Source organism: Halomonas sp. HG01, from assembly GCF_000968715.2.
In the GTDB taxonomy this organism is placed as follows: Bacteria; Pseudomonadota; Gammaproteobacteria; order Pseudomonadales; family Halomonadaceae; genus Halomonas; species Halomonas halophila.
In genome coordinates this window covers 3,303,227-3,329,646 of the sequence record NZ_CP022134.1, presented here as the reverse complement: position 1 = coordinate 3,329,646, position 26,420 = coordinate 3,303,227, and the positions used below count along the sequence as shown (strand labels likewise).

Genomic DNA, 26,420 nt, shown 5'->3' with positions numbered 1-26,420 from the left:
AGATGAGCAAGCAACAAAACGATCAGGACGAACAACAGACGCCCTCCGGCGCCGGGAATGGCGCCGACTCGTCGCCCCAGGTCGAGGCCGAGGCGAACCCGAGCAGCGGCACTTCCTCACGCCGGTCCCGGCGTCGTGGCAAGGGCGGCGGCGCGGCCAAGGGCAGCGAGTCGAACGGCGACAAGGCATCTTCTCAGCAGGCGTCCGCCAAGCCCGACGCGTCCGGTGGAAGCAAGGCCGATGCCGCCGCGCCGGCCAAGGACACCGCCTCCGCCGGCAAGAGCGGCGGGGCTTCCTCTTCAGGCAGTGCGAAGACGGGCGCGGCAAGCAGGCCGGCGTCGGGCAAGTCCGGCGGCAACGGCGGCGCGGCCAAGGCCGCCGGCGGGAGTGACGGCTCCGGCAAGGGCGGCGGCAAGGCCGGCGCCGTGGCGCTGGGCCTGGTGATCCTGCTCGGCGCCGGCGGCGCCTACTTCGGCTGGCAGGTCTGGCAGCGCCTCGACGCCCAGCGCCAGGACCTGGCCGCGCTGCCCGAGCAGCCCGCGACCCAGGGCGCGCTGGATGACCTGGCCTCGCGGCTGGAGAACGGCCAGAGCGAGCGCGATGCCGCCATCAGCGACCTGCGCAGCGAGTTCTCCGACTACCGCGGCAGCGTCGACGACGCCCTCGACCGGGTGCTCGAGGAGCTGGCCAGCGAACAGCAGACCGACGAGCGCGACTGGCTCCACGCCGAGGCCGCCTATCTGCTGCGCCTGGCCAACCAGCGCCTGCAGCTCGAGCGTGACGTCGAGGGTGCCATGGCGCTGCTGCGCACCGCCGATGCCCGGCTGCGCGAGGCGGACAACCCGGCGCTGCTGCCGGTGCGCCGCGAGATCGCCTCCGAGCTGGCCGCGCTGGAGGCCGTGCCCCGGGTCGACCGCACCGGCCTCTACCTGGCGCTCAACGCCCAGCAGGAGCGGATCGCCGGACTGCCGCTGGCCCAGGACATCGAGGAGATCGCCGCCAACTCCACCATCGAGGAGGCGCCGAGCGGCGGCTGGCAGCAGCAGCTCTCGCGCTTCGGCGAGGAGCTCAAGGACCTGGTCACCGTGCGCCAGCATGGCGAGGCGATGGAAGCGCTGATCACGCCGGAGCAGGAGTCCTACCTGCGCCAGAGCGTGCGGCTGATCCTCGAGCAGGCCCAGCTGGCACTGCTCAAGGAAGAGCAGGAACTCTACGACGCCAGCCTCGACAAGGCGTTGACCCTGATCGACGGCTACTACGATACCGACGACGAGGGCGTGCAGGCGGTCCTGAACCAGCTCGAGGCGCTCCAGGGTCGCACCATCCGCCCCGAGCTGCCGGACATCAGTGCCTCCCAGCAGGCGCTGGCCGAGTTCGTCGATCGTCGCTTCGAGGCTAGCGGCAACGGCCAGGGAGGCGCGTCATGAGAAAGCTGATCCTGCTCATCGTCGTCGGGCTCGCGGTGGGGGCCCTGTTCGGCCAGCTGATGATGTCGGTGCCCGGCTACTGGCTGGTGCGGGTCGGCGACACCTCCTACCAGACCTCCTTCTGGTTCGGCCTGGTGCTGCTGCTGGCCGCCTTCATCGTGCTGCACTTCGCGCTGCGCCTGCTGATGCGCCTGTCGCGGCCGGTGTCGCGCTTCAAGGTGTGGAACAGCCGCTCACGCAACCGCACCGCCATGAAGCGTACCGTGCGCGGCCTGGTGGCGCTGGCCGAGGGCCGCTGGAAGCGCGCCGAGAAGTCGCTGGTCAAGGCCGCGGACGATTCCAGCACGCCGCTGGTCAATTACCTCTCCGCGGCGCTGGCGGCCCACTACCAGGGCCGCTACGAGCAGGCCGACACCCTGCTCAAGCGCGCTCACCTCAGCACCGAGGGCGCCGACACCGCGGTGGGCATGATGCAGGCCCAGCTGATGCTGGATCGCCAGCAGTACGAGGAGGCGCTGGCCATCCTCACCCGCCTGGACCGCCATCTGCCCAATCACCCGCAGGTGCTCAAGCAGCTCAAGCAGGCCTACATCAGCCTCAGCGACTGGGACGGCCTGCGCCGCCTGATGCCGCGGCTGGGGGCCCAGCAGCTGATCTCGCCGGAGGAGCGCGATCAGCTCGAACTGCAGGCCTACCGCGAGCTGATCGGCCGCGAGGCCCGTCAGCCGGGCGATATCGAGCGCGTCCGCAACCTGTGGGCCGACATGCCCGAGCCGCTGCGCAACAACGTCGAGCTGATCGTGCTCTACGCCGAGGCGCTGGTGCGCGGCAACGAGCAGGGCATCGCCGAGCGCCTGCTGCGCCACTCGCTCAAGGAGCAGTGGGACAGCCGCCTGGTGCTGCGCTACGGCCTGCTCGAGGTGGACGCCGCCCGCCAGCTGGTGGTGGCTGAGAAGTGGCTGCAGGAGCGGCCCAATGACCCGGACCTGCTGCTGACCCTGGGTCGCCTGTCGTTGCGCAACGCCTACTGGGGCAAGGCCCAGGAGTACTTCGAGGCCAGCCAGCGTCAGCGTCCGAGCGGGGTGGTGTGCGCCGAGCTGGCGAGGCTCTACGCTAACCTGGGCGAGCACAACAAGAGTCAGCTCTACTACCGCCAGAGCGTCGAGATGCTCGACAAGTCGCTGCCCTCGCTGCCTCAGCCCACCGAGCCCGAGGATACCCTGGCGCGCAACGGTAGCCGGCAGGCCTCCTGAGTCGACGGGCGACACCCGCGAAGCCAGCGGAAACGAAAGAAGGGGCTGCCGACCGGCAGCCCCTTCTTCATTGCGGCTTGAGTGTCTCGCTGGCGCCCGATGGGTGCCGAGCGTTCGGGGCTCGGCAAGGCCCCGGACGGCCTCAGCCGTCCTCGTCGTTGTGGACCTCCTGGGAGTTCTGGGTGTCGGCGGGGCCGAAGTGCACCTCTTCCTCCACGTCGCTCTGGCTGCTCTGGCGCGATGCTTTTTTCTCGAGCACGCGCACCCGGGCCGGCGGTGCGCCGCCGTCCTTGTCCTCGCCGAAGTACAGCGTGGTGTGCGGGAAGGGGATCTCGATGCCGGCGGCGTCGAAGTGCAGCTTGACCAGCCGGTTGAAGGCGCGGCCGGTGGCCCATTGGGTGCCCGGCGTGGTCTTGATCCGCACGCGGATGTTCACCGAGCTGTCGGCCAGTGCGATGACTCCGGCGACCTCCAGCGGCTCCAGCAGGTTGACGTTGTGCTCCTCGTCGGCCTTGAGATCCTCGAAGGCATTGCGAAGCACCTGGATCGCCTCGTCGATGTCCTCGCGGTAGGCGATGCCGTACTCGCCGACGTGGTAGGCGAAATCACGCATGTAGTTGGACACGGTGTCGACGCTGGAGAAGGGCACGATGTGGTAGGTGCCGTTCAGATCGCGGATGCCCACCGAGCGGATGCTCAGCTTCTCGGCCACCCCGGTGACGCCGCCCACCGTGATCACGTCGCCGGTGTTCATGGCGTTCTCCACCTGGATGAAGACGCCGGTGATGATGTCCTGCACCAGCTTCTGGGCGCCGAAGCCGATGGCCAGGCCCAGTACACCGGCGCCGGCGATCAGCGGCCCGATGTTGATGCCGATCTCGGACAGCACGATCATTGCCGTCAGCGTGACCAGGGCGATGGCCAGGGCGTTGCGGAACAGCGCCAGCAGCGTCTGGGCGCGGGCCGAAGGCACGCCGCCGCCGGTCTCGGGGTTGAGTTTGTGCTCGATCAGGCTGGCCAGTCCCAGCCAGGCGGCGGCAGCCACCACCAGGATCACAAACACGCTGAGCAGCTTGCCGATCAGGCCGCGACCCGCCTCGGAGGCGTACCAGGCGGCGAGGTCGAAGGCGCCCCAGGCGTTCAGCACCAGCATTGCCACCACGATCAGGATCACCGCGCGCACCACTCGCAGCGCGGTGGGCACGTAGTGGTTGAGTCGCGCCTCGAGCATCGGCAGCTTGCGGCGCAGGTCATCGCCCAGGCGGATGCGCCGGCCGATGGTCTGTGTCAGGAAGGAGGACACCAGCATGCCCGCCAGCACCGTGACCAGCGTCTTGAGGGTGGCCAGCAGCACGAAGGGCAGGGCGGTCTCGGGCCGGGTCAGCGTCAGCACCAGCACCACCGTGAAGTAGGCCAGGGCGAACAGGTGCCAGGTACGAGCGAACAGCTGCAGCGAGACCCGGCTGGCGGTCATGGTGGTCTGCCCGGCCTTATGGTTCAGGGCCTGGCGCAGCGCCTGGCGATTGCGCATCACCACGGCCACGGCATAGACGTAGGCGCCAAGCATGATCAGGGTGCCCACGGCGCTGCCCAGCGCCGGTGACAGGTAGGCGTTGACCAGCGGCACTACCACCATCAGGCCGTAGCCGGCCAGGCCGATCAGCCGGGCGATCCAGCGGTTCCAGTAGCTGGCGTTGGCGGCGCCGATGGGCAGCAGGCGCAGCCCCTCGTAGTGCGAGGCGAACAGCATGCGCACCGCGGCCTTGAGCAGTTCGATGACCAGGAAGGCGTTGAGGAACAGCGAGGCGCGGGTCGACAGCTCGCCGCTCTCGCCCACCGCGAAGGTCGCCACCAGGTTGCCGCCGACGTAGGCCAGCGCCACCACCAGGGCGTCGATCAGCGCCGCCACCGCAACGCAGATCACCAGCCGCAGCAGCGGCTGCAGGCCCTGGCCGTTCAGCGACCACTGGCTGAGCCGAGTGAAGAATGGCCTGGCGAGGCGGCGGATGGCGAGGAACAGCACGAAGGTCGCCAGGATTACCAGGCCCAGGTTGATGGCGGCGCTGGTGACGGCGCTCATGTCGAAGCCGCCGTCATCGACCAGGTTGCCGCCGAACAGGCCGGCCAGGGTATCGACCGCGCCGCCGATCTGGCCGCCTAGCTCATCGACGATGTGGCTGGTGGCGTCGGCCAGCTGGCGGGGCAGCGAGGGCTCGCTGGCGACGTCCTGGGCCGCCTCGGTGGCGGCCTCGGCCGGCGCCTGGGCCTGGGCGCGCAGCTGGTCGATCAGCTGCTGACGGGTCTCGGGGTTCTCCAGCAGGCTGGCCAGGGTGGCGTTGGCCGCCTGCTGGCCCTCGGGCGACTGCGCCTGCAGCGGGCCCGAGACCAGCAGCAGGCAGGCCAGCAGCCAGCCGCTGATCAGATAGAGGGTTCGTCTGGGGAGCGTCACGCGATGGGCCTCCTTGTCGTGGCGTGGGTGTGAAGCATGGCAATAGTCGGCATCTTCCCAGTCTGGGGGAAAGGCGTCGAGTCTCGGCGGTATTACAATGGTGTACGAGAGTTGTACATATGTCGAATATTGTGTCACCTTGGTCTTCAAGCCTGAACGGCGACGTTTCCTGCAAGCAAGCATGACGTTGCGCCATCCCTCCCCGGGGTGGCGTTTTTTGTGGTGCCTTCTCGGCTCGGCTAGCATGGTCGCGAATTCACGCGGAGACGCACCATGAGCGTCGGTATCCTGGGGCTGGGCCTGGTGGCGATGGGAGGCGCGCTGGGCGGCATGGCCCGTCTGGCGGTGGGCGAGCTGGCGGCACGCTGGCTGGGGCGCGGTTTCCCCTGGGGCACCCTGGCGGTGAACGTGCTGGGCTGTCTGGCGATCGGCGCCCTGGCGCCGGCGCTGGGCTGGCCGATGACGGCATCGCCCGCCTGGTCGCTGCTGGCGGTCGGCGGGCTGGGCGGCTTCACCACGGTGTCGTCCTTCAGCCTGCAGACCCTGACCCTGTGGCAGGAAGGGCGCCCCGGCCCGGCCGCGGTCAACGTGCTGGTCACCCTGATCGCGGGCGTGGCCGCTGCGGCGCTGGGCTGGTGGCTGGCCGGAGGCGGCGCATGACGGGCTGGCGGAGCTATCTGGCGGTAGGGCTCGGCAGTGGTCTGGGGGCGCTGGCGCGCCATCTGGTGGGGCTCGGCGTGATGCAGGCGCTGGGCAGCGCCTTCCTGTGGGGGACGCTGGCGGTCAACCTGATCGGCTCCTGGCTGATCGCCGCCTTCGCCGCCCGGGCGGCCCGCCGCCTCACCGGCCATGCTGCCCGCTGGCAGCCCTTCCTGGTGGCCGGCTTCTGCGGCGGTTTCACCACCTTCTCGCTGTTCGGCCTGGAGACGCTCTATCTGCTGGAGACGTCGCGCCCCGGGCTGGCGCTGGCCTATGGCGTCGGCAGCGTGCCGCTGTGGCTGGGCGCCGCCTGGTGGGGGCAGCGGGTCGGGAGCGGCGCTTTATAGGCGCCCGCCCCCCGCGTCTGAGGTTATAGGCGCCCGAAGCAACGCCTCAGGTCACCGGCGTTCGCCCCATGTCTGAGGATCATAAGCGCCCGAAGCCCTGCTTCGGTTCATCGCGGCATCAGCTCGAGGCCTTGTTGCGCTTGGGTTTCGGTTCCGGCTTGGCCTTGGGGGCCTCGCCGGCGTCGGCCTGGCGCTTCTGGCTCGGGAAGTGCTCGCGCACGAGGGTCAGCAGGCCCTGGGTGGAGCCGTCGAAGTCCTGGCTGTGCTCGTCGATGCGCTCGCTGATCTCGCCGGCGATGCGCTTGCCCAGCTGCACGCCCCACTGGTCGAAGGAGTTGATGTTCCAGATCACCCCCTGGACGAAGACCTTGTGCTCGTACAGGGCGATCAGGGCGCCGAGGGTCTTCGGCGTCAGCTCGTCGAGCAGCAGGGTGCTGGAGGGGCGGTTGCCCGGGCAGCTGTAGGGGTCCAGGTCGCTGCCCTTCTGGCTGCCCTCCATGAAGGCGTTGGCCTGGGCCAGCATGTTGGTCAGCAGCGCGAAGTGGTGGTCCTCCATGCCGGGCTCGGGCTTGAGCGAGGCGATGAAGTCGATCGGCACGTAGCGGGTGCCCTGGTGCAGCAGCTGGAAGAAGGCGTGCTGGCCGTTGGAGCCGGTCTGGCCCCAGACGATCGGCCCGGTCTTGTAGTCGACCGGATGCCCGAAGATGTCCACCGACTTGCCGTTGGACTCCATGTCGAGCTGCTGCAGGAAGGACGGCAGCTGATGCAGCGCCTGATCGTAGGGCACGATGGCGTGGGTCTCGGCGCCGGCGAAGTTGATGTACCAGATCCCGATCAGCGCCATCAGCACCGGCATGTTGGCGTCGTGGGGCGCGTTCAGGAAGTGCTGGTCCATCTCGTAGGCGCCTTCGAGCATCTCCATGAAGCCCTCGAAGCCCACGGCCAGGGCGATCGGCAGGCCGATCGACGACCACATGGAGTAGCGCCCGCCGACCCAGGCCCAGAATTCGAAGACGTTCTCCTCGCGGATGCCGAACGCCATCGCCGCCTTGCGGTTGGTGGAGGCGGCGACGAAGTGCGCGCCCACGTCGGCGTCCTCGCCGGCGTGCTCAAGGAACCAGCGCCGCGCGGTCTTGGCGTTGAGCAGCGTCTCCTGGGTGGAGAAGGTCTTGGTGGAGACGATGAACAGCGTGGTGGCCGGATCGAGACCGCTGAGCACCTTCTGGATGTGGGCGCCGTCGACGTTGGAGACGAAGTGGAAGTTGAGCTCCGGGTGGCGGTACTTGAGCAGCGCGCGGCAGGCCATGTTGGGGCCCAGGTCCGAGCCGCCGATGCCGATGTTGACCACGTCCTTGATGCGCTCGCCGCTGTAGCCCTTCCACTCGCCGCTGCGTACCGCCTCGGAGAAGCGCTGGATCTGCTCGCGGGTGCGCTGGATCTCCGGCATCACGTCCTGGCCGTCGACCATCAGCGGCCCTTCGCCGACGTTGCGCAGCGCGGTGTGCAGCACCGGGCGGTCCTCGGTGACGTTGATGATGTCGCCGGAGAACATCTGGGCGCGGCGCTGGACCAGCGCCGAGTGATCGACCAGCTCGAGCAGCTTCTCCAGCACCGCCTCGGAAATATGGTGCTTGGAGTAGTCGAGGAACAGGCCGCCGACGCGCAGGCTCATCTTGTCGAAGCGCTGCGGATCGGCGGTGAAGTAGTCGGCGATGCGATCATGGGCCGTGTCGGCATGCAGACGCTTCAGGGCCTGCCAGGTGACGCTGCGGGTGAGCTGAAACATGCAAGGTGTCCTCGTTGTGGTCGTTCTCGTGTCGCTTCTTGGCGGCGATTAGTCGGTGCGCGCGGAGATCCAGCCGCCGGCATCGGGGATGTCGATCTCGACGTCGCGGTCGAGACAGGACGAGCTGAGCAGGAAGTCCGCACTGGCCGGGTTGCAGGCCACCGGCACGTTCCACAGCGCGGCCAGGCGCAGCAGCGCCTTGACGTCCGGATCGTGGGGCTGGGGCGCGAAGGGGTCCCAGAAGAACACCAGCAGGTCGAGGCCCTGTTCGGCGATGCGCGCGCCGATCTGCTGATCCCCGCCCAGCGGCCCGCTCATCAGCGGCTCGATCTCGAGCCCCAGCTGCCGGGCCAGCCGTGTCGCGGTGGTGCCGGTGCCGACCAGTTCGTGGCGGGCCAGGGTGTCCTGCCAGCGCTTGGCCCAGGCCAGCATCTCCGGCTTCTTGCCGTCGTGGGCGATCAGCGCGATGCGCTTGCGGGCCGGCAGGGTGCGGCGGATGTCCCGCCGCGGGCGTGTCTCATTCATGCTGGGCTTCCACCTCGAGAATCCTCAGGGTATTGGTGCCGCCGTGGGCGTTCATGTGATCGCCGCGGGTGAGGATCACGTGATCCCCCTGGGCGGCGATGCCCTGAGCCACCACCCGGGCCAGGGCCTGGTCGTTGAGCTCGTCGGCCGACATCTCGCTGGTGTCGAAGGGCAGCGAGATCACCCCACGATACAGCGCCATGCGCCGCTGGGCGACGGGGCTGTGCGCCAGCCCGACGATCGGCAGCCCGGAGCGGATGCGCGAGGCGATCAGCGGCGTATAGCCGGTCGAGGTCATGCAGGCGATGGCGGCCACGCCTTCCAGGTGGTTGGCGGCATACATCGCCGACAGGGCGATGGTCTCGTCGATCTGCGAGAAGCCCTCGTGGATGCGGTGGCCGGAGGACTGGGCGATGCGCTCGCGCTCGGCGCCCAGGCACACCCGGGCCATGGCCTCCACGGTCTCCACCGGGAAGTCGCCGGCGGCGGTCTCGGCGGAGAGCATCACCGCGTCGGTGGCGTCGAGCACGGCGTTGGCCACGTCGAACACCTCGGCGCGGGTCGGCAAGGGCGAGTCGATCATCGACTCCATCATCTGGGTGGCGGTGATCACCGCGCGGTTGAGGCTGCGGGCGTGCTTGATGATGCGCTTCTGGGTACCGATCAGCGTCTCGTCGCCGATCTCCACGCCGAGATCGCCGCGAGCCACCATCACCGCCTCGCTGGCCTCGATGATGCCGTCGAGGGTGGTGTCGTCGGCCACCGCCTCGGCGCGCTCGAGCTTGGCCACCAGGCCGATGTCGCGGCCGGCCTCGCCCAGCAGGTCCCGCGCCTCCTGCATGTCCGCGGCGCTGCGCGGGAAGGACACGGCCAGGTAGTCGACGCCGATGGCCATGGCGGTCTCCAGGTCGGCCTTGTCCTTGTCGGTCAGCGCCGGGGCGGAGAGGCCACCGCCCTGCTTGTTGATGCCCTTGTTGTTGGACAGCTCGCCGCCCACCGCCACGGTGGTGTGGATGGCGCTGCCGTCGACGCGTTCGACGTCGAGCACCACCCGGCCGTCGTCGAGCAGCAGGCGGTCGCCGGCGGTGACGTCGTCGGCCAGCTCGCGATAGTCGCAGCCGACGCGGCTGGCGTCACCGGCCTGGCCGTCGAGGGCCACGTCGATGACGAAGGGTGCGCCTTCCTCCAGCACGACCTTGCCCTCGGTGAAGCGGGCGATGCGGATCTTGGGCCCCTGCAGGTCGCCGAGGGCGGCGACGCTTCTGCCCTGGCGGGCGGCGATCTCGCGCACCGCACTCAAACGGCGGCGATGGTCGTCGGCGGCGCCGTGGGAGAAGTTGAGGCGCACCACGTCGACGCCGGCGGCGATCATCTGCTCCAGCACGCCCTCCCGGTCGCTGGCGGGGCCGAGAGTGGCGACGATCTTGGTGCGGCGGAGGGGGGTGGGGCGATCAGACATGCCGGTTCTCCTGTGGGCGCGGCCGTTGCGGCGAGGCGAGAAGTGAAAGGGTCAAGATAGCGTAGTAGTGGTGATATTACGAAACAAAGCGTCCGCGACGAAAGTCGAGCCCGAGGCGCCGTGTTGCGGCTTTCTTCATTGAAACCCTTTGGTTTCGCGATTCTAACCGGGGGGCGTAGGGGTGGCGAGGGGGTTTGTGTTGTAAAATTACTAAAAACAACTTGTCTCGGGCGTCATCCTGATCCACATTGGAGGCATGACGAGCCTTCGAGCCGCCCACGAGACGGCAGGCGCCTCTGCCCGCCGCCTGCCCTGGTTCGACACGCTCCCACCTGACAAGTCGGCAACTGGTTTCGAGAGGATCACGCCATGACGCTCAAGATCGCCATCAACGGTTTCGGTCGTATCGGTCGCAACGTGTTTCGTGCCCTGTACGAGGGTGGCTATCGCGACCGGGTGCAGGTCGTCGCCATCAACGACCTGGGCGATCCGGCCCTCAACGCCCACCTGCTGCGCCACGACACCGTGCACGGCCACTTCCCGTTCGAGGTCTCCCACGACGAGAGCAGCCTGACGGTCGACGGCGATCGCATCGAGATCCGCTCCGAGCGCGACCCGGCCCAGCTGCCCTGGGAGCGCCTGGGCGTGGACCTGGTGATGGAGTGCACCGGCCTGTTCACCAAGCGTGCCGATGCCGGCAAGCACCTCGAGGCCGGCGCCGGCCGCGTGCTGGTGTCCGCGCCGAGCCCGGACGCCGATGCCACCGTGGTCTTCGGCGTCAACGAGGACGTGCTGACCGCCGAGCACAAGGTGGTGTCCAACGCCTCCTGCACCACCAACTGCCTGGCCCCGGTGGCCAAGGTGCTGAACGAGACGGTGGGCATCGAGAACGGCCTGATGACCACGGTGCACGCCTACACCAACGACCAGAACCTGTCCGACGTCTACCACACGGACCCCTACCGGGCCCGCAGCGCCACGCACTCCATGATTCCGACCAAGACCGGTGCCGCCGCGGCGGTGGGGCTGGTGCTGCCGGAGCTGGATGGCAAGCTCGACGGCCTGGCGGTGCGCGTGCCGGTGATCAACGTCTCGCTGGTGGACCTGACCTTCACCGCGGGTCGCGACACCACCAAGGAAGAGATCAACGCCATCGTCGCCGAGGCGGCCCAGGCGTCGCCGGTGCTGGCGGTCAACGCCCAGCCGCTGGTGTCCATCGATTTCAACCATGACGCCAACTCCTCCACCTTCGACAGCAACCACACCCGCGTGACCAACGGTCGCCTGGTGAAGGTCATGGCCTGGTACGACAACGAGTGGGGCTTCTCCAACCGCATGCTGGATACCGCCCTGGCGATGCACGCCACGGCCTGATTCCTCCAGCAGAAGCGCCGAACCGAGCGACGCCGGGCCACGCGAGTGGCCCGGCGTCGCCGTGTCTGGCCATGAGAAAATGAGGTCGCGCTAGACGCCGCGCCGCCAGCGGCTCTCCAGCGTCATCGGTCGGGTGGGGCCGTAGCGGGCGGCGGGATGGTCGCCGTAGTGGGCCCACAGCGGGTCGCCGAGGTCGAAGTGCCACCACTCACTCGGCAGGTTGGTGAAACCCTCGGCGGCCATGGCGTGATACAGCAGGCGGCGATGGTCGCGGGCACGGCGTTGGGCATCGTCGGGCGCGTCCCGGCGTTCCAGGGCGGCGCTGTGCGAGGCCGGCACGGCCTCGTCGAACAGCGTGCCCATGTCCAGCGGCAGGCCGTCGGCATCGCACAGGGTGACATCCACGGCGCCGCCGGTCAGGTGCGGGCTCGGCGCCTCCGGCGACTGGCTCGGCAGGGCGACGAATTCCCGGGTGCGCGCCGCCAGGGCCTCGGCATCGAGCTCCGGATGGCGTGCCTGAATCGTCTCCTGCAGCGTGTCGAAGAGGTACTGCTGCACCCGCCAGGGCCGCCAGCCGTCCAGCACCAGCAGGCTGAGCCCCTCGGGCAGGGCGCGGGCCACCGCCAGCAGCCGGCGATAGACGCCCTCGCGCACGTAGCATTCGTGGACGGCGCCGGGAATGCCGAGCCGGGCGTAGACGGGATAGGCACGAAGCGGCGCGGGCGCCAGGCTGACCGGCACCAGCGGCTCGTCGCATTCGAGGATCGGTCGGCGCTCGACGGCGGCCCAGTCGGGTTCGGGGCATTCGGGGATGGGCGGAAGATGGTCGGCCATGCGGGGCTCGCGTCCGGCGGTGGAGGACTCATCATATCGCAGTGGGTCACGCCCCAGGCAAGCTAGGTTCTATACGTGATATCCCGTCAGCACTGGGTGTGCCCAAACGAAAAAGGCCAGTCGCGCTGGGGGCTTTCTCTGAGCTTGGTAGAGGCGGTGGGGATCGAGCCCGGGTTGTCGAGAGAGGGCCGACACCGCGTCGGCGGGTTGGGGATGCGCAAACGAAAAAGGCCACCCGTGGAGGGTGGCCTTTCTCTGAGTCTGGTGGGGCGGCGGAATCGACTCCGGGTTGTCGAGAGAGGGCCGACACCGCGTCGGCAACGCCTGGTTCTTCTCAAACGAAAAACGCCACCCGGGTGGGTGGCGTTTCTCTGGTATTGGTGGAGGCGGCGGGAATCGAACCCGCGTCCGCCGACACTCGCCCATCGGCTCTACATGCTTAGTTCCGTCATTTGATTTAACGTCGCTGGCTCCGACGGGCAGGATCCAGAAACGCGATTCCTCTAAGATTTAACGGTTGACGCGAGGACAAGGCCAACCGCGATCCCATCAATCTGAGCTCGTGCCCTTTGGTGATGAATGGGCACATCACCGCCGGGTAGGACTAGAAGCTAGCGGCGTTTAAGCTGCCAGCGCGCCCTGAGCGTAGTTGTCGTCGTTTGCGACTATTTAATCGTGATGTTGGATTTACGAGATACATCACGCTCTCGGCATGCACCTCAGGGGTTGTCATCGGCGTCGAAGCCATGTCGCCCCCAAAACGTCGCCATCTTATCAGGATGGCCGAACTTATGACACCTCAGGCGCGGTTTTGTTCGCGCATGATACGGCCCTTCTGACGCTGCCAGTCACGGTCCTTCTCCGTGGCTCGCTTGTCGTGCAGCTTCTTGCCCGAGACCAGCGCCAGCTCGCACTTCACCTTGTTGCCCTTCCAGTACAGCTTGAGCGGCACACAGGTGTGTCCCTTGTCCTGGGTGCGCGAGAAGATCCGGGCGATCTCCTTCTTGTGCAGCAGCAGCTTGCGCGTGCGGGTCGGGTCGGCCACCTCATGCGTGCTGGCGGTGTTGAGCGGCGTGATGTGGCTGCCCAGCAGCCAGGCTTCGCCGTTCTTGACCAGAATGTAGGTGTCGGTGAGCTGCGCCTTGCCGGCGCGCAGGCTCTTGACCTCCCAGCCGGCCAGCGACAGGCCGGCCTCGAAGGTCTCGTTGATGTGGTACTCGAAACGCGCCTTCTTGTTCAGCGCGATGGCGTTGCTGCCGGGACCCTTGCCTTTACCTTTCTTGCTGGCCATGGAACCTCGTGTCTGTGCTTGCCGGTGGCGGCCTGCCCCCTCCGATATGGGGGGAAGCGTGATACCATTCAAGGCCGAAATAACCGCTCATGATACGCCCTGGGCCCCTTGAAGTCAGCGGAGAGGTCAATGCCAACGGTCAATCGGTCCGCCCTGGTGCGGCACACCCCCCAGGAGATGTTCGATCTGGTCAACGATTTCGAGCGCTACCCGGAGTTCCTGCCGGGTTGTCGCCGGGCGCGGCTGATCGAACGGGATGAGGTCCATCTGGTCGGCGAGATGACCCTGGGGCGTGCCGGCATCGAGCAGAGCTTCACTACCCGCAACGACCTGCACGAGCCCGATCGCATCGAGCTGTCGCTGGTCGATGGGCCCTTCAAGCGGCTGCGCGGCCGCTGGCAGTTCCTGCCCATGGGCGATGGCGCCTGCAAGGTCAGCCTGGAGATGGAGTTCGAGTTCGCCAACCGCCTGCTGGGCATGGCCTTCGGCAAGCTCTTCCAGCAGGTGGCGGGCCAGCTGGTGGACTCCTTCACCCGTCGTGCCGACGAGCTCTACGGCCGAGGGAGGTACTGAGATGCCGCGTGTCGAGGTGGCCTTCGCCCTGCCGCAACGCCAGCGCATCGTCGAGCTGACGGTGCCCGAGGGCACCACGGCCCGCGAGGCGGTGGCCTGGGCCGGGCTCGAGACGCTCTTTCCCGAGGTGCCGGCCGAGACCTTCCGCGAGGCCGATCTCGGCATCTTCGGTAAGGCGCTGCGCGATCCCGAGACCCGTGCGCTCGAGGATGGCGACCGAGTGGAAGTCTACCGCCCGCTCGAGCTCGACCCCAAGGCGGCGCGGGCGGCCAGGGCCGCCCGCGCATCGCGTTCTTCCTGAGGTCTTCCTCGTCTATTCCTCGTTCGGCACCACGTTGAAGAGGTTGCCGCGCGAGCCGTCGGTCTCGCCAGCGGGGCCGATGCCCTGCTTGGAGATCAACGCCGGCGGCCGGGAGAAGTCGCCTTCGTGCTCGACGGAGGCCAGGCGGTTGCCCTGGAAGGTCAGCGTCAGACGGCGCTGCTCGACGTCGCCGTAGGCCTTGTCCAGGCGATAGACGTAGTCCCACTGGTTGGCATCGAAGGGTGCCTCGAGCAGCGGGCTGCCCATCAGATCGATGACCTGCTGGCGTGTCATGCCGGCGTGCAGCTGTTCGGTCATCGCCGGGGTCACCAGGTTGCCCTGGGCCAGGTCGCGCTTGTAGACGCCGAAGTAGCTGCAGCCGCTGATCAGCGTCAGGGCGACGGAAAGGGTGACAATTCTGCTCAGCTTTTGCATTTGCGGCCGTTCTTCACTATCGTGGTTTCGGTCGATCATAACCGACCCTACCCGATACTGCGAAGAGCAACCATGGCCGACCAGAACCATGAACTGCGCAAGGCCGGTCTCAAAGTGACCCTGCCGCGCGTCAAGATCCTGCATATCCTCGAGAATGCCACCAATCAGCATCACCTGAGCGCAGAAGACGTCTACAAGACGCTGCTGGACGCGGGTGAGGACGTGGGGCTCGCGACCGTCTATCGGGTGCTGACTCAGTTCGAGTCCGCCGGCCTGGTGACCCGCCACAACTTCGATGGCGGCCACGCGGTCTTCGAGCTGACCCAGGAAGAGCACCACGACCACATGGTGTGCCTGGACAGCGGGGAGATCGTCGAATTCTTCGACGAGACCATCGAGCGCCGCCAGCAGGAGATCGCCGAGGAGCACGGCTACGAGCTCGTCGATCATGCGCTGGTGCTCTACGTACGCCCGAAGGGCTCCAAGGCGACCCGTCAGGAACTCAACCTGAAGAAGTAAGCCCCGGCACGAGCACCGCCGAACAGCGAACGGCCCCGATCCACTGGATCGGGGCCGTTTTCGTTGATGGGAAGAATGACGTGACGGCGAGCGCTGTGGCTCTAGTGGCGGGCGCGCTGGCTGGCGTCGAGCATCTCCCGGGCGTGGGCCAGGGTCTGGTCGGTCAGTGTCATGCCGCCGAGCATGCGCGCCAGCTCGCCGACGCGACCGGCCTCGTCGAGCAGCGCCATGCGGGTCAGGGTGGTGTCATCCTCGGCTTGCTTGGCGATGTGCAGGTGCTGGTGGGCCTGGGCCGCCACCTGGGGCAGGTGGGTCACGGTCATCACCTGGCCATTGCCGCCCAGCCGGCGCAGCAGCTGGCCGACGATCTCGGCGGTGGCGCCGGACACGCCGACGTCGACCTCGTCGAACACCAGGCTGGGGATGGTGGAATGCTGGGCCGCCACCACCTGGATGGCCAGGCTGACGCGGGACAGCTCGCCGCCGGAGGCCACCTTGGCCAGCGGGCGGGCCGGCTGACCAGGGTTGGCGCTGATCAAAAAGCGCACCCGGTCGAGCCCCTCCGGTGCCGGGGCATCGCGCTCGCTGACCTCGACCTCGAAGCGGGCCTTGCCCATGGCCAGGAAGGCCAGCTGGTCCTGCACGGCGGTGCCGAAGCGTGCGGCGGCGTCGCGGCGGCTGGCGCTCACGTCCTCGGCCTGTTGGCGCCAGTGGGTCTCCAGGGTGTCGACCTCGGCGGCGAGCGCCTCCAGATCGTCGCCGCCGTCTTCCAGCTCGGCCAGCTCGGCGGCCAGCCGCTGGTGCAGGGCGACCAGTTCCTCGGGCGAGATGTGGTGCTTGCGGGCGATGCGGTGGACCTCGGCGAGGCGCTCTTCGACCCAGGCCAGGCGTTCGGGGTCGAGTTCGACGCCGGCGGCGAAATGGTTGAGTTCGCGCCCGGCTTCCTCGACCTGGATGCAGGCGTCGCCGAGCATCGTCAGCGCCTCGGCCAGGGCGCCGCGGTCGCTGCCGGGCAGTGCGGACAGATGATTCACCGCTCGCTGCAGCAGCGGCAGGGCGCCGCCCTCCTCGCCGTCGCAGCAGGTGGCGGCGAACTGGGCCTCGCGCAGGCGCTCCTCGGCGTGGGCCAGCTCCTCCTGTTCGGCCTCCAGGCCGGAAAGCTCGTCTTCGGCCAGCGCCAGCTGGTCGAGCTCCTCGACCTGGTAGCGCAGCAGCTGGCGGCGGGCGCGCAGCTCGTCGCCGTCCTCGGCCAGCCGCTTGAGACGACGCTTCGCCTCGCGCCACTCGCGGAAGGTCTCGGCGAGGGCGGTCACGGCGTCGTCGTGGCCGGCGAAGTCGTCGAGCAGCCGCAGGTGGGTCTCTTCACCGAGCAGCGCCTGGTGGGCGTGCTGGCCGTGGATCTCGATGAGGTGGCCGCCCAGCGCCTTGAGATCGGCGACGGTGGCGGGCTGGCCGTTGATCCAGGCCTTGGAGCGCCCGCCCCGGGTCACCACGCGGCGCAGCAGGCAGTCGTCCTCGGGCAGCTCGCGGCCGGCCAGCCATTCGCGGGCGGCGGGCAGAGCGGCGATGTCGAAGCGCGCGCTGAGGTCGGCACGCTCGGCGCCGTGGCGCACGCTGCCGGCATCGGCGCGCTCGCCGAGGCACAGCCCCAGGGCGCCGAGCAGGATCGACTTGCCGGCCCCGGTCTCGCCGGTGATGGCGGTCATGCCGCCGCCGAGCTCGAGCTCCAGATGGTCGACGATGGCGAAGTCACGAATGGCGAGCTCTGTCAGCATGATGCCTCCCGGGGCCGGTTTCGGAACGACTGGCGAAACTACTGGTTATTCATCCACTGGCTTGTGCGTTTATACAGTAGTTCAGCCGGAGGAACAACGCACGGCCCGATTCCCGCGACTCGCGTCCCTTGAGATCGACGCGGCCAGCCCCATATAGCTGGCAACGGCTTTTTTCACCGACATATCAGTCTCGCTGGCGGCGCTGCCGCCGGCCGGCATTTCAGGAGAGACGCATGGCCAAAGATCCGCAGACCCCGCTGGACGACGAGCTGGCACGCCAGCAGGACGAGGCCGACACCCAGGTCGAGCCGGAGCCCGTCGAGGGCGAGCTGGAAGGTGCCGCCGAGGCCGCCGAAGAGGGCGCCGAGGCGGCCTCCGACAACCCGGAGGCCGAGATGCTGGCGGCCAAGGTCGAGGAGCTCGAGCAGGCCCTGGACGAGGCCAAGGACCAGTCGATGCGCACCGCCGCCGAGGCCCAGAACGTGCGCCGCCGCGCCGAGCAGGAGGCCGAGAAGGCGCGCAAGTTCGCGCTGGAGAAGTTCGTCAAGGAGCTGCTGCCGGTGGTCGACAGCCTGGAGAAGGCGCTCGAGGCCATGGGCGAGGACGCCACCGAGGCGCACCGCGAGGGCGTCTCCATGACCCTGAAGATGCAGATCGACGTGCTGAACAAGTTCGGCGTCGAGCAGGTCGAGCCGTCCGGCGAGCCCTTCGACCCGCAGTACCACGAGGCCATGGCCATGGTGCCGAACCCCGAGCTCGAGCCCAACACCGTGATGGACGTGATGCAGAAGGGCTACCTGCTCAACGGTCGCCTGGTGCGCCCGGCGATGGTGGTGGTCAGCCAGGCCGCCGAATAAGCCGAGGCGAAATCGGCGCGAGGCCCTTGAAATGGCGTCGAGGGCCCCCAGATAGACAGCATCCCGCGGTAAACGCCGCGAACGAACGAATCACGTAACAGCAAAATTTCGAGGATTTCCTATGGGACGCATCATCGGTATTGACCTGGGGACCACCAACTCTTGCGTGGCCGTGCTCGACGGCGACAGCCCCAAGGTGATCGAGAACGCCGAAGGCGCACGCACGACCCCGTCCATCATCGCCTATACCGACGACGGCGAGACGCTGGTGGGTCAGGCGGCCAAGCGCCAGGCAGTGACCAACCCGCAGAACACCCTGTTCGCCATCAAGCGTCTGATCGGTCGCCGCTTCGCCGACGACGTGGTCCAGAAGGACATCAAGATGGTGCCCTACACCATCGCCGAGGCCGACAACGGTGACGCCTGGGTCGAGGTCAAGGGCAGCAAGCTGGCGCCGCCGCAGGTCAGCGCCGAAGTGCTGAAGAAGATGAAGAAGACCGCCGAAGACTACCTCGGCGAGTCCGTGACCGAAGCGGTCATCACCGTGCCGGCCTACTTCAACGACAGCCAGCGCCAGGCCACCAAGGACGCCGGCCGCATCGCCGGTCTCGAGGTCAAGCGCATCATCAACGAGCCGACCGCGGCCGCGCTGGCCTACGGCATGGACAAGGCTCGCGGCGACAAGACCATCGCGGTCTACGACCTGGGTGGCGGCACCTTCGATATCTCCATCATCGAAGTGGCCGACGTCGACGGCGAGACCCAGTTCGAGGTGCTGGCCACCAACGGCGACACCTTCCTGGGCGGTGAGGACTTCGACCTGGCGCTGATCAACTATCTGGTCGACCAGTTCAAGTCCGACAGCGGCATCGACCTGTCCGGCGACAACCTCGCCATGCAGCGCCTCAAGGAAGCCGCCGAGAAGGCCAAGATCGAGCTGTCCAGCGCGCAGCAGACCGAGGTCAACCTGCCGTACATCACCGCCGACAACACCGGTCCCAAGCACCTCAACGTGAAGGTGACCCGGGCCAAGCTGGAGTCGCTGGTGGAAGACCTGGTGACCCGTTCGCTGTCGCCCTGCAAGACCGCACTGGCCGACGCCGGCCTGTCCGCCTCCGAGATCGACGACGTCATCCTGGTCGGCGGCCAGACCCGCATGCCGATGGTCCAGTCCAAGGTCGCCGAGTTCTTCGGCAAGGACGCCCGCAAGGACGTCAACCCGGACGAGGCCGTGGCCGTGGGCGCCGCGATCCAGGGCGGCGTGCTGGGCGGCGACGTCAAGGACGTGCTGCTGCTCGACGTCACCCCGCTGACGCTCGGCATCGAGACCCTCGGCGGCGTGATGACCCCGCTGATCGAGAAGAACACCACCATCCCGACCAAGAAGACCCAGACCTTCTCGACCGCGGATGACAACCAGACGGCCGTGACCATCCACGTGCTGCAGGGTGAGCGCAAGCAGTCCAGCGGCAACAAGTCGCTCGGCCGCTTCGACCTGGCCGACATTCCGCCGGCGCCGCGCGGCGTGCCGCAGATCGAGGTCGCCTTCGACCTGGACGCCAACGGCATCCTCAACGTGTCCGCCAAGGACAAGGCCACCGGCAAGGAACAGTCGATCGTCATCAAGGCCTCCAGCGGCCTGTCCGACGAAGAGATCGACCAGATGGTCCAGGACGCCGAGGCCCACGCCGACGAGGACAAGAAGTTCGAGGAACTGGTGCAGCTGCGCAACCAGGCCGACGGCATGATCCACGCCGCTCGCAAGACCCTCGAGGAAGCCGGCGACAAGGCCACCGACGAGGAGAAGCAGGCCATCGAGAGCGCCGCCTCCGAGCTCGAGGAAGCGGTCAAGGGCGACGACCAGGAAGACATTCAGGCCAAGCTCGACAAGCTGACCGAGGCCTCCGGCAACCTGGCGCAGAAGATGTACGCCGAGCAGGGCGAGGCCGCCCAGGGCGCCGACGCCGCCGGCGAGGCCGGTGCCAAGCAGGAAGACGACGTGGTCGACGCCGAGTACGAGGAAGTCAACGACGACCAGAAGAAGCAGTAACCACGACGCCTGAAACCCAGGTGACGCCAGCGCGGGGGCCAGACTCCCGCGTTGGTGTTTCCGCAGCAGCGTCGCGACGGAGGCGGACAGACTCATGTCCAAGCGTGATTACTACGAGGTACTGGGCGTCGAGCGTGGGGCCGATCAGAAAGAGATCAAGAAGGCCTATCGACGCCTGGCCCAGAAATACCATCCGGATCGCAATCCGGACGACGAGACCTCGGCGGAGAAATTCCGCGAGGTCTCGGAAGCCTATGAGGTCCTGACCGACAGCGAGAAGCGCGCGGCCTACGACCAGTTCGGCCATGCCGGCGTCGACGGCCAGGCCGGCGGTGGCGGCGGCTTCGGCGGCGCGGGAGCCGGCGGCTTCAGCGACATCTTCGGCGATGTCTTCGGCGACATCTTCGGCGGGGGCGGCGCCCGGCGTCATCCCAACGCCCCGCAGCGTGGCAGCGACCTGCGCTACAACCTCGAGCTCGACCTCGAGGACGCGGTGGCCGGCACCAGCGTCGACATCCGCGTGCCGCGTCACGTCGAGTGCGAGCGCTGCGACGGCGACGGCGCCGAGCCGGGCTCCACCAAGGAGACCTGCCCGACCTGTAACGGCATGGGTCAGGTGCGCATGCAGCAGGGCTTCTTCGCCGTGCAGCAGACCTGCCCGACCTGTCACGGCAGCGGCCAGCACATCAAGGTGCCGTGCCACGGCTGTCACGGCGAGGGTCGCGTGCGCGAGACCCGCACCCTGTCGGTGAAGATCCCGGCGGGCGTCGACACCGGCGATCGCATCCGCTTGAACGGCGAAGGCGAGGCCGGGCTCAACGGCGGGCCGGCCGGCGACCTCTACGTGCAGGTGGCCATCAAGCCGCACCCGATCTTCGAGCGCGACGGCCGCCACCTGCAGTGCGAGGTGCCGATCAACTTCGTCGACGCCTCCCTGGGCGGCGAACTCGAGGTGCCGACCCTGGACGGCCGGGTCAAGCTGAAGATTCCGCCCGAGACCCAGACCGGTAAGCTGTTCCGGCTCAAGGGCAAGGGCGTCAAGCCGGTCCGTGGCGGCCCCGCCGGCGACCTGCTGTGCAAGGTGGTCGTCGAGACCCCGGTCAAGCTCAGCGAGGAGCAGAAGGACCTGCTGCGCCAGTTCCAGGACAGCCTAGAAGGCAGCAACAGCCATCACTCGCCGAAGAAGACCAGCTTCTTCGACGGCGTGAAGAAGTTCTTCGAGGACATGAAGCCGTAAGGCGACAACCTCGGTGGCACGCTCGAGGCCCCGCGCTCCTCAGGGAGGCGGGGCCTCGTCGTGTCTGGCTCAGCGCTGCAGCTGTGCCAGTCGCCAGGCGAGCGCCTCGGGAGAGGGATGGCGCTGTTCGTCCCGTGGCATGGAAAGAGGTGCGTTATCCAGTTCGCACAGCCAGCGATTGTCCGGCACCAGGGCGTCGATGACGGGACTGACGTGCCAGCGCTTGTCCGGCCCCGGCGCGATCAGATGATTGTCCATGGCCCAGTGCAGGTTGGGTGTCAGGGCCAGGCCGTTCACGGGACGGTCGTCCTGGCTGACGGAAAAGGGAATTAGGTGGGCGGCCTCCACCAGATAGCGGTAGTCCGGCGTGATGTAACGCAATCGGGTGGCCGCGCATCGATAGTCATAGGCCTCCAGCACCAGGGCGCGAAAAGCCGCGGAACGGGCATATTGCTGCTGGCTTGCTTCCTCGACGCTGCCGAGCATTCGATCCGGCTGTCGCTCGTATGCGCCGCTGGCGAGGGCGACGCGAAGATATTTCTGTAGTCGGCCGAGGGCATCCGGTTCCAGCGCGAGATGGTGGTGGGCGATCAACTGGCAGGCCGTTTCTGCCGTGCCGGGGGCTTGTAGTGATTCGAACAGTTCGGCGTCCAGGCGTGCGGAGGAAAAGCGTTCGAACAGCTGGTTCAGCGATTTCGGTTGCCCCAGTTGTCTCGCCAGCGGTGCGATCTCGGGGGAATAATCGGGTGTCCATAGCGGCCCCGATGGCCCCTTGTCGCTGCTGAGGTGCCACAGCGGCAGCCAGGGACTCGCGTTGCTTCTCTCACCCTTCAGGGTTTCGTAGATATCGTGGTAGCGCGCCAGCAGGCGATCGTCGAGATCGACTCGGGGTGATGTGATGTGCCCTGCCTGAATCTCGCAAATGATAGCCATCATGAGGCCGGGCTTGTGGAAGGGGCTGCTCGTTCGCAGGCGCTTGAGGCATTCGAGTCGCTCGTCCATGTGCGCTGCCTTTCCGATCGTCATGAGAGCGGACAACGTATCGCGCACAGGCGATGGCTGTCATGCCGCTTTCCGGAGGAGAGGTGAAAAATGCCAGCTTTCAGATGGGAATCATTCCCGTCGAGGGTGTACCATGTGGGGCTATTCCGGGCGCGGTGATCGCCGGGCCCGACCGATCCAATCACTCACAGGGGCGCTCATGGATAACGCCACGGATCGGCCGCTGGCCGGCATCGTGCTTCGACTGATGTCGGGCATTCTTTTCACGGGCATGATGGTGTGCGTCAAGGCGGTGAGCGATGCGGTACCGCTGGGCCAGACCGTGTTCTTCCGCTCGGCCTTCGCGCTGCTGCCGATCGTGATCTTCATGACCTGGCGGCGTGAGTTTCCTCGGGCCCTGGCGACGCGCAAGCCGCTGGGGCACCTGGTGCGCTCGGGGCTGGGGGCGGCGGCGATGTTCGCCTCCTTCGCCGCGGTGGCGCGGCTGCCGGTGGCCGAGGCGACGCTGCTGGCCCAGCTGTCGCCGGTGGCCATGGCGGTGGGGGGCGTGCTGCTGCTGGGTGAGCGTTTCACCCTCCACCGGGCGGCGGCCTTCGCGCTGGTGCTGGCGGGGGTGGCGGCGCTGGTGGTGCCCGACCTGGGCGAGTCCCGCGGGCAGGTGATGGGCTACGGCCTGGGCGTGCTGGCCGCGCTGCTGACGGCGGGGGCGCTGGTGACGGTGCGCCGCATCTCGCGTACCGAGACGGCGGCGTCCATCGCCTTCTATTTCGTGCTGGTCACGGCGCTGGCGGGGCTCGCCACCCTGCCGCTGGGCTGGGTGGCGGTGTCGGGACAGACGCTGGCGCTGCTGGTGCTGGCGGGGCTGTTCGGCGGGGCCGCGCATATCTGCATGACCCTGGCGCTGCGCTATGCCGAGGTCTCGCGCCTGGCGCCCTTCGAGTACGTGGCGCTGATCTGGCCGGTGCTGGCCGACCTGGCGATCTTCGGCCTGGCGCCGTCCGGCGGCTTCCTGGTGGCCCTGCCCCTGGTGCTGGGCGGGGCGGCCCTGGCGGCGCTGGAAGGGCGTCGCCTCAGACGGCCTCTTCGACAATGAGCTGAGGCTGGCCCCTCGAGCAGCGTTCGATGCGCGCGGTCACCTGATAGACGCGATGCAGCAGCTCGGGGGTCACCACTTCCTCGGTCGGGCCGCAGGTGATCAGCTCGCCGTGCTTGAGCACCATCGCCTGGTCGGTGAAGCGCAGCGCGTGGCCCAGATCGTGCAGGGCGGCGATCACCAGCATGCCGCGCTCCTTCGCCAGCCGGCGCAGGATCGACAGCAGCTGGATCTGGCGATGCAGGTCAAGCGCCGAGGTCGGCTCGTCGAGCAGCAGCACCTCCGGGTTCTGTACCAGCGCCTGGGCCGCGCCCACCATCTGCCGCTGGCCGCCGCTCAGGTCGCCGATGTCACGCTCGCCGAGCGCGGCGATGCCCAGCGCGTCCAGGGCGCGATCCACCTCGGCCAGGTCCTCGGGCTTCACGTTCAGGCGCCGGCCCTGCATGCGCGCCAGCAGCACCGACTCGTAGACCGTCAGCACCGCATTGACGCCGGTGTCCTGCGGCATGTAGGCCACCGGGCGCTCGCGGGTGGCGCCCTCGATGCGCACCGTGCCGCCGCCGTCGAGCAGCCCGAAGATGCGCCGGAAGAGGGTCGACTTGCCCGCGGCGTTGGGGCCGAGCACGGCCACCACCTGGCCGCCCTCGAGGGGCGGGGTGGTGATCTCGGAGAGAATGCGGCGGCGGCCGTAGCGGGCCGACAGCCCGTCGAGGGTGAGCGTTACCATGAGGCCTTCTTGTTGCTGAGAACGAGGAACAGGAAGAAGGGGATGCCGACCAGCGAGGTGATGATGCCGATCGGGATGACGGTCCCGGGGATCAGCACCTTCGACAGCACCGAGCCGATGGACAGGATCAGCGCGCCGCACAGCGCCGCGCCGGGCAGGAAGAAGCGCTGATCCTCGCCCAGCAGCAGGCGGGCGATGTGCGGCCCGACCAGGCCGATGAAGCCGATGGTGCCGACGAAGGCCACGGCGATGGCGGCCAGCAGCGAGACCAGCACCAGCACCTCGAGGCGCAGTGCGCGGGGCTTCACGCCCAGGCTCTCGGCCTTGGCGTCGCCCAGGCGCATGGCGGTCAGCGCCCAGCCATGGCGCGCCAGCAGCGGCATCACCACGGCCAGCACGCCGAGTGCGATCCACAGCTTGGGCCAGGTGGCCTTGGTCAGGCTGCCCATGGTCCAGAACACCACCGCGGAGACGGCCTGCTGGCTGGCGAAGAACTGAATCAGCGCCATCAGGGCGTTGAAGATGAAGACCATGGCGATGCCCAGCAGCACGATGGTCTCGATGGTCACGCCGCGGCGCATGCTCAGGGCATGGATCGCGAAGGCGGTCAGCATGGCCATGACGAAGGCGTTGATCGGCACCATGTAGTCGACCGCCGCGGGCACGATCACCACGCCGAAGGCCAGCGCCAGGGCGGCGCCGAAGCTGGCGCCGGCGGAGATACCGAGCGTGAAGGGGCTAGCCAGCGGGTTGCTGAGGATGGTCTGCATCTGGGCGCCGGCCACGGACAGGCTGGCGCCGACCACCAGCGCCATCAGCGCCACCGGCATGCGGATCTCCCACAGGATGACGCGGGCCTGCTGGCCGACGTCATCCGGGGAGAACAGCGCGGTAATCACCTCGCCGAGGCCGAAGCGGGCCGGTCCCAGGGCCAGGTCGACGCACAGGCTCAGGAACAGCGCCAGGGTCAGGGCGGCGAGAATCAGCTGGCGGCGGACCACCAGGGCGCGATAGAAGTCTCGCCCCTCCTCGGCGGAGGGGGCGGCGGACGGTGCGCTGGCCGACATGTCAGTCATCCTTCAGCGAGACCCAGTAGCCCGGGGCGTAGTCCACCGGCAGGAAGCGTTCATGCAGTTCCTGCAGCGTCGCCTCGGGGTCGAGATCGGCGAACAGCTCGGGGTGGAACCACTTGGCCAGCCGCTGCACGGCGACGAAGTAGTAGGGGCTGTTGTAGAACTGGTGCCAGATGGCGTGGAAGTCATCGTTCTCCACGGCCTCGATGCCGGTCATGGCGGTGCGCTCGGTCAGCCCCTGGAGCTTGGCCCGGGCGGCCTCCATGTCGGCGCCGGGGCCCACGCCCACCCAGGCGCCGCCGGGCACGTAGGCGTCCCAGTTGCCCCCGGTCACCACCACCTGCTGCGGGTCGGCGGCGATGATCTGTTCCGGGTTCAGGGTGCCGAAGGTGTTGGGGATGATGCCGTCGGCGATGTTGCTGCCGCCGGCGAGCTCGACGTACTCGCCGAAGTTGCCCGGGCCGAAGCTCATGCAGCACTCCTCGGAGTAGCCGCCGGCGCGGTCGATCAGCACCCGCGGGCGTTCCGGCTCGGCGGCGGCAATGGTCTCGGTGACCCGCGCCATCTGTGCCTCGGAGAAGTCGATGAAGGCCTCGGCGGCGTCTTCCTCGCCCAGCAGCTCGCCCATCAGTCGCATCGAGGGCGTGGTGTGTGCGAGCGGATCTTCGCGGAAGTCCACGTAGACGATCGGGATGCCCAGCCGGGCGAGCTTGTCGTCGTAGGCGGCATCCTCGGTGGCGGTCCTGGCCTCGAGGTTCATCAGCACCACGTCGGGCTGCAGCGCGGCGGCCTGTTCGACGTCGAAGGTGCCGTCCTTGAAGCCGCCGAAGGTCGGGATGTCTTCCAGTTCGGGGAACTTCGCCGCGTAGCTGGCGTAGTTGTCCGGATCGGCCTGGGAGAAGTCCTCGCGCCAGCCCACCACGTGCTCGAACGGGTTCTCCGGCTGCAGCGCGCCCAGCAGGTAGATCTGACGCCCCTCGCCAAGGATCACGCGATCCACGGGGGCGTCGACGGTGACCTCACGACCGGCGACGTCGGTCACGGTGATTTCCTCGGCCAGGGCAGCCGTGGAACCGAGGGCGATGGCCGTGCCGGCGACGGCTTTCAGCAAGGGGCTGGACATGGGCGGTATCGGGCTCGTTTCGTGTGTCGGAATGCGCGAGGTGCGCCGGTGCTGCCTGCTGGTGGTTACGTATCATTCCTATTCGCAGGCGATGGTCAGTATGCCCGCATCTCTCGGCGGCGTCGAGACAGGCGGAACGTCGCGTTCCGCCCCGGCGGGCGGCCCTCGGGTACCGCAGTGGCGAACATGAGGTTGCCGGATAGGGACTGGC

Annotated in this window: 24 protein-coding genes and 1 other RNA gene; 12 read left to right on the top strand and 13 right to left on the bottom strand. The window is 68.1% G+C overall.

Annotated elements, in window-relative coordinates; genetic code table 11:
* The first annotated feature begins 2 nt into the window (after positions 1 to 2).
* Together UN84_RS15755 and UN84_RS15750 are read left to right on the top strand one after the other, a co-directional pair.
* Positions 3 to 1,427: a uroporphyrinogen-III C-methyltransferase gene (locus UN84_RS15755; RefSeq protein ID WP_046079335.1), complete on the top strand. Its 1,425-nt coding sequence runs from the start codon at positions 3 to 5 to the stop codon at positions 1,425 to 1,427.
* Complete coding sequence (locus tag UN84_RS15750; protein WP_035599865.1) at positions 1,424 to 2,680, top strand: heme biosynthesis HemY N-terminal domain-containing protein; 1,257 nt, start codon at positions 1,424 to 1,426, stop codon at positions 2,678 to 2,680. Before UN84_RS15755 ends, UN84_RS15750 begins: the two co-directional genes overlap by 4 nt.
* A gap of 142 nt (positions 2,681 to 2,822) precedes the next feature.
* Here the strand turns inward: UN84_RS15750 and ybiO are convergent, their stop codons facing one another.
* Entirely contained in the window at positions 2,823 to 5,129 is a 2,307-nt protein-coding gene (gene ybiO / locus UN84_RS15745; protein ID WP_046079336.1) for a mechanosensitive channel protein, read from the bottom strand.
* Between the two features lie 273 nt (positions 5,130 to 5,402).
* On the opposite strand from ybiO, the gene crcB reads away from it, so the two are divergent.
* Positions 5,403 to 5,789: a fluoride efflux transporter CrcB gene (gene crcB / locus UN84_RS15740; RefSeq protein ID WP_046079337.1), complete on the top strand. Its 387-nt coding sequence runs from the start codon at positions 5,403 to 5,405 to the stop codon at positions 5,787 to 5,789.
* On the top strand, positions 5,786 to 6,175 hold the full coding sequence (locus UN84_RS15735; protein ID WP_046079338.1) for a fluoride efflux transporter FluC: 390 nt from the start codon (positions 5,786 to 5,788) through the stop codon (positions 6,173 to 6,175). Before crcB ends, UN84_RS15735 begins: the two co-directional genes overlap by 4 nt.
* A 118-nt stretch (positions 6,176 to 6,293) precedes the next feature.
* Here UN84_RS15735 and pgi read toward each other — a convergent pair whose 3' ends face one another.
* From pgi to pyk, 3 genes are read right to left on the bottom strand one after another with little or no spacing between them, the layout of a single operon-like run.
* A complete protein-coding gene (gene pgi / locus UN84_RS15730; RefSeq protein WP_046079339.1) occupies positions 6,294 to 7,961 on the bottom strand; it encodes a glucose-6-phosphate isomerase in 1,668 nt (555 codons plus the stop codon).
* A 48-nt stretch (positions 7,962 to 8,009) separates the two neighbouring features.
* The gene (locus UN84_RS15725) at positions 8,010 to 8,486 is read right to left on the bottom strand and encodes a methylglyoxal synthase (protein WP_046079340.1); all 477 of its coding nucleotides are present in this window, start codon (positions 8,484 to 8,486) and stop codon (positions 8,010 to 8,012) included.
* The gene (gene pyk, locus UN84_RS15720) at positions 8,479 to 9,945 is read right to left on the bottom strand and encodes a pyruvate kinase (protein WP_046079341.1); all 1,467 of its coding nucleotides are present in this window, start codon (positions 9,943 to 9,945) and stop codon (positions 8,479 to 8,481) included. Before pyk ends, UN84_RS15725 begins: the two co-directional genes overlap by 8 nt.
* A 369-nt stretch (positions 9,946 to 10,314) precedes the next feature.
* Between pyk and gap the strand changes: the two genes are divergently transcribed.
* Positions 10,315 to 11,319, top strand: coding sequence for a type I glyceraldehyde-3-phosphate dehydrogenase (gene gap / locus UN84_RS15715; RefSeq protein ID WP_035592956.1), 1,005 nt, complete (start codon positions 10,315 to 10,317; stop codon positions 11,317 to 11,319).
* A 90-nt stretch (positions 11,320 to 11,409) separates the two neighbouring features.
* Here the strand turns inward: gap and UN84_RS15710 are convergent, their stop codons facing one another.
* The 3 genes from UN84_RS15710 to smpB all read right to left on the bottom strand — a co-directional run bounded on the left by UN84_RS15710 (position 11,410) and on the right by smpB (position 13,444).
* Positions 11,410 to 12,153, bottom strand: coding sequence for a M15 family metallopeptidase (locus tag UN84_RS15710; protein WP_046079342.1), 744 nt, complete (start codon positions 12,151 to 12,153; stop codon positions 11,410 to 11,412).
* A gap of 378 nt (positions 12,154 to 12,531) precedes the next feature.
* Positions 12,532 to 12,910, bottom strand: a transfer-messenger RNA (tmRNA) gene (ssrA, locus tag UN84_RS15705).
* Between the two features lie 42 nt (positions 12,911 to 12,952).
* On the bottom strand, positions 12,953 to 13,444 hold the full coding sequence (smpB, locus tag UN84_RS15700) for an SsrA-binding protein SmpB (protein ID WP_035592957.1): 492 nt from the start codon (positions 13,442 to 13,444) through the stop codon (positions 12,953 to 12,955).
* Positions 13,445 to 13,573: 129 nt separating this feature from the next.
* Between smpB and UN84_RS15695 the strand changes: the two genes are divergently transcribed.
* Positions 13,574 to 14,017, top strand: coding sequence for a type II toxin-antitoxin system RatA family toxin (locus tag UN84_RS15695; RefSeq protein WP_046079343.1), 444 nt, complete (start codon positions 13,574 to 13,576; stop codon positions 14,015 to 14,017).
* A gap of 1 nt (position 14,018) precedes the next feature.
* The gene (locus UN84_RS15690; RefSeq protein WP_046079344.1) at positions 14,019 to 14,318 is read left to right on the top strand and encodes an RnfH family protein; all 300 of its coding nucleotides are present in this window, start codon (positions 14,019 to 14,021) and stop codon (positions 14,316 to 14,318) included.
* A gap of 12 nt (positions 14,319 to 14,330) precedes the next feature.
* On the opposite strand, the gene UN84_RS15685 is transcribed toward UN84_RS15690, so the two are convergent.
* Positions 14,331 to 14,753 carry an outer membrane protein assembly factor BamE gene (locus UN84_RS15685; protein WP_046079345.1) on the bottom strand — a complete coding sequence of 141 codons (423 nt, stop codon included), beginning with the start codon at positions 14,751 to 14,753 and terminating at the stop codon, positions 14,331 to 14,333.
* Positions 14,754 to 14,825: 72 nt separating this feature from the next.
* Between UN84_RS15685 and fur the strand changes: the two genes are divergently transcribed.
* A complete protein-coding gene (gene fur / locus UN84_RS15680) occupies positions 14,826 to 15,272 on the top strand; it encodes a ferric iron uptake transcriptional regulator (protein WP_046079346.1) in 447 nt (148 codons plus the stop codon).
* Positions 15,273 to 15,373: 101 nt separating this feature from the next.
* On the opposite strand, the gene recN is transcribed toward fur, so the two are convergent.
* Positions 15,374 to 17,047, bottom strand: a complete 1,674-nt coding sequence (gene recN / locus UN84_RS15675) for a DNA repair protein RecN (RefSeq protein ID WP_046079347.1) — start codon at positions 17,045 to 17,047, stop codon at positions 15,374 to 15,376.
* A 233-nt stretch (positions 17,048 to 17,280) separates the two neighbouring features.
* Between recN and grpE the strand changes: the two genes are divergently transcribed.
* From grpE to dnaJ, 3 genes are all read left to right on the top strand, one after another.
* Complete coding sequence (gene grpE, locus UN84_RS15670) at positions 17,281 to 17,904, top strand: nucleotide exchange factor GrpE (RefSeq protein ID WP_035592963.1); 624 nt, start codon at positions 17,281 to 17,283, stop codon at positions 17,902 to 17,904.
* Positions 17,905 to 18,025: 121 nt separating this feature from the next.
* Positions 18,026 to 19,954: a molecular chaperone DnaK gene (gene dnaK, locus UN84_RS15665; protein WP_046079348.1), complete on the top strand. Its 1,929-nt coding sequence runs from the start codon at positions 18,026 to 18,028 to the stop codon at positions 19,952 to 19,954.
* 94 nt (positions 19,955 to 20,048) lie between these two features.
* A complete protein-coding gene (gene dnaJ, locus UN84_RS15660) occupies positions 20,049 to 21,191 on the top strand; it encodes a molecular chaperone DnaJ (protein ID WP_046079349.1) in 1,143 nt (380 codons plus the stop codon).
* Positions 21,192 to 21,260: 69 nt separating this feature from the next.
* Here dnaJ and UN84_RS15655 read toward each other — a convergent pair whose 3' ends face one another.
* The gene (locus UN84_RS15655) at positions 21,261 to 22,193 is read right to left on the bottom strand and encodes an HNH endonuclease (protein ID WP_046079350.1); all 933 of its coding nucleotides are present in this window, start codon (positions 22,191 to 22,193) and stop codon (positions 21,261 to 21,263) included.
* Between the two features lie 199 nt (positions 22,194 to 22,392).
* Between UN84_RS15655 and UN84_RS15650 the strand changes: the two genes are divergently transcribed.
* The gene (locus tag UN84_RS15650; RefSeq protein ID WP_046079351.1) at positions 22,393 to 23,286 is read left to right on the top strand and encodes a DMT family transporter; all 894 of its coding nucleotides are present in this window, start codon (positions 22,393 to 22,395) and stop codon (positions 23,284 to 23,286) included.
* On the opposite strand, the gene UN84_RS15645 is transcribed toward UN84_RS15650, so the two are convergent.
* The 3 genes from UN84_RS15645 to UN84_RS15635 are packed head-to-tail and all read right to left on the bottom strand — an operon-like array spanning position 23,264 to position 26,209.
* Entirely contained in the window at positions 23,264 to 24,013 is a 750-nt protein-coding gene (locus tag UN84_RS15645; protein ID WP_046079352.1) for an ABC transporter ATP-binding protein, read from the bottom strand. The two genes, UN84_RS15650 and UN84_RS15645, sit on opposite strands and share 23 nt — an antisense overlap.
* Positions 24,007 to 25,080 carry a FecCD family ABC transporter permease gene (locus tag UN84_RS15640; protein WP_107180927.1) on the bottom strand — a complete coding sequence of 358 codons (1,074 nt, stop codon included), beginning with the start codon at positions 25,078 to 25,080 and terminating at the stop codon, positions 24,007 to 24,009. The genes UN84_RS15645 and UN84_RS15640 overlap by 7 nt, the downstream gene beginning before the upstream one ends.
* 1 nt (position 25,081) lies before the next feature.
* On the bottom strand, positions 25,082 to 26,209 hold the full coding sequence (locus UN84_RS15635) for an ABC transporter substrate-binding protein (protein ID WP_046079354.1): 1,128 nt from the start codon (positions 26,207 to 26,209) through the stop codon (positions 25,082 to 25,084).
* Positions 26,210 to 26,420: the final 211 nt, after the last annotated feature.

Excerpts from the sequence above, each read along its gene's own strand:
- UN84_RS15695 (WP_046079343.1), top strand. The coding sequence starts at position 13,574 with ATGCCAACGGTCAATCGGTCCGCCCTGGTGCGGCACACCCCCCAGGAG.
- UN84_RS15750 (WP_035599865.1), top strand. The coding sequence starts at position 1,424 with ATGAGAAAGCTGATCCTGCTCATCGTCGTCGGGCTCGCGGTGGGGGCC.
- smpB (WP_035592957.1), bottom strand. The coding sequence starts at position 13,444 with ATGGCCAGCAAGAAAGGTAAAGGCAAGGGTCCCGGCAGCAACGCCATC.
- UN84_RS15640 (WP_107180927.1), bottom strand. The coding sequence starts at position 25,080 with ATGTCGGCCAGCGCACCGTCCGCCGCCCCCTCCGCCGAGGAGGGGCGA.
- UN84_RS15650 (WP_046079351.1), top strand. The coding sequence starts at position 22,393 with ATGGATAACGCCACGGATCGGCCGCTGGCCGGCATCGTGCTTCGACTG.
- fur (WP_046079346.1), top strand. The coding sequence starts at position 14,826 with ATGGCCGACCAGAACCATGAACTGCGCAAGGCCGGTCTCAAAGTGACC.
- UN84_RS15725 (WP_046079340.1), bottom strand. The coding sequence starts at position 8,486 with ATGAATGAGACACGCCCGCGGCGGGACATCCGCCGCACCCTGCCGGCC.
- gap (WP_035592956.1), top strand. The coding sequence starts at position 10,315 with ATGACGCTCAAGATCGCCATCAACGGTTTCGGTCGTATCGGTCGCAAC.
- UN84_RS15710 (WP_046079342.1), bottom strand. The coding sequence starts at position 12,153 with ATGGCCGACCATCTTCCGCCCATCCCCGAATGCCCCGAACCCGACTGG.
- dnaJ (WP_046079349.1), top strand. The coding sequence starts at position 20,049 with ATGTCCAAGCGTGATTACTACGAGGTACTGGGCGTCGAGCGTGGGGCC.
- UN84_RS15685 (WP_046079345.1), bottom strand. The coding sequence starts at position 14,753 with ATGCAAAAGCTGAGCAGAATTGTCACCCTTTCCGTCGCCCTGACGCTG.
- pyk (WP_046079341.1), bottom strand. The coding sequence starts at position 9,945 with ATGTCTGATCGCCCCACCCCCCTCCGCCGCACCAAGATCGTCGCCACT.
- dnaK (WP_046079348.1), top strand. The coding sequence starts at position 18,026 with ATGGGACGCATCATCGGTATTGACCTGGGGACCACCAACTCTTGCGTG.
- UN84_RS15655 (WP_046079350.1), bottom strand. The coding sequence starts at position 22,193 with ATGGACGAGCGACTCGAATGCCTCAAGCGCCTGCGAACGAGCAGCCCC.
- UN84_RS15690 (WP_046079344.1), top strand. The coding sequence starts at position 14,019 with ATGCCGCGTGTCGAGGTGGCCTTCGCCCTGCCGCAACGCCAGCGCATC.
- UN84_RS15635 (WP_046079354.1), bottom strand. The coding sequence starts at position 26,209 with ATGTCCAGCCCCTTGCTGAAAGCCGTCGCCGGCACGGCCATCGCCCTC.
- UN84_RS15735 (WP_046079338.1), top strand. The coding sequence starts at position 5,786 with ATGACGGGCTGGCGGAGCTATCTGGCGGTAGGGCTCGGCAGTGGTCTG.
- recN (WP_046079347.1), bottom strand. The coding sequence starts at position 17,047 with ATGCTGACAGAGCTCGCCATTCGTGACTTCGCCATCGTCGACCATCTG.
- pgi (WP_046079339.1), bottom strand. The coding sequence starts at position 7,961 with ATGTTTCAGCTCACCCGCAGCGTCACCTGGCAGGCCCTGAAGCGTCTG.
- crcB (WP_046079337.1), top strand. The coding sequence starts at position 5,403 with ATGAGCGTCGGTATCCTGGGGCTGGGCCTGGTGGCGATGGGAGGCGCG.
- grpE (WP_035592963.1), top strand. The coding sequence starts at position 17,281 with ATGGCCAAAGATCCGCAGACCCCGCTGGACGACGAGCTGGCACGCCAG.
- UN84_RS15645 (WP_046079352.1), bottom strand. The coding sequence starts at position 24,013 with ATGGTAACGCTCACCCTCGACGGGCTGTCGGCCCGCTACGGCCGCCGC.
- UN84_RS15755 (WP_046079335.1), top strand. The coding sequence starts at position 3 with ATGAGCAAGCAACAAAACGATCAGGACGAACAACAGACGCCCTCCGGC.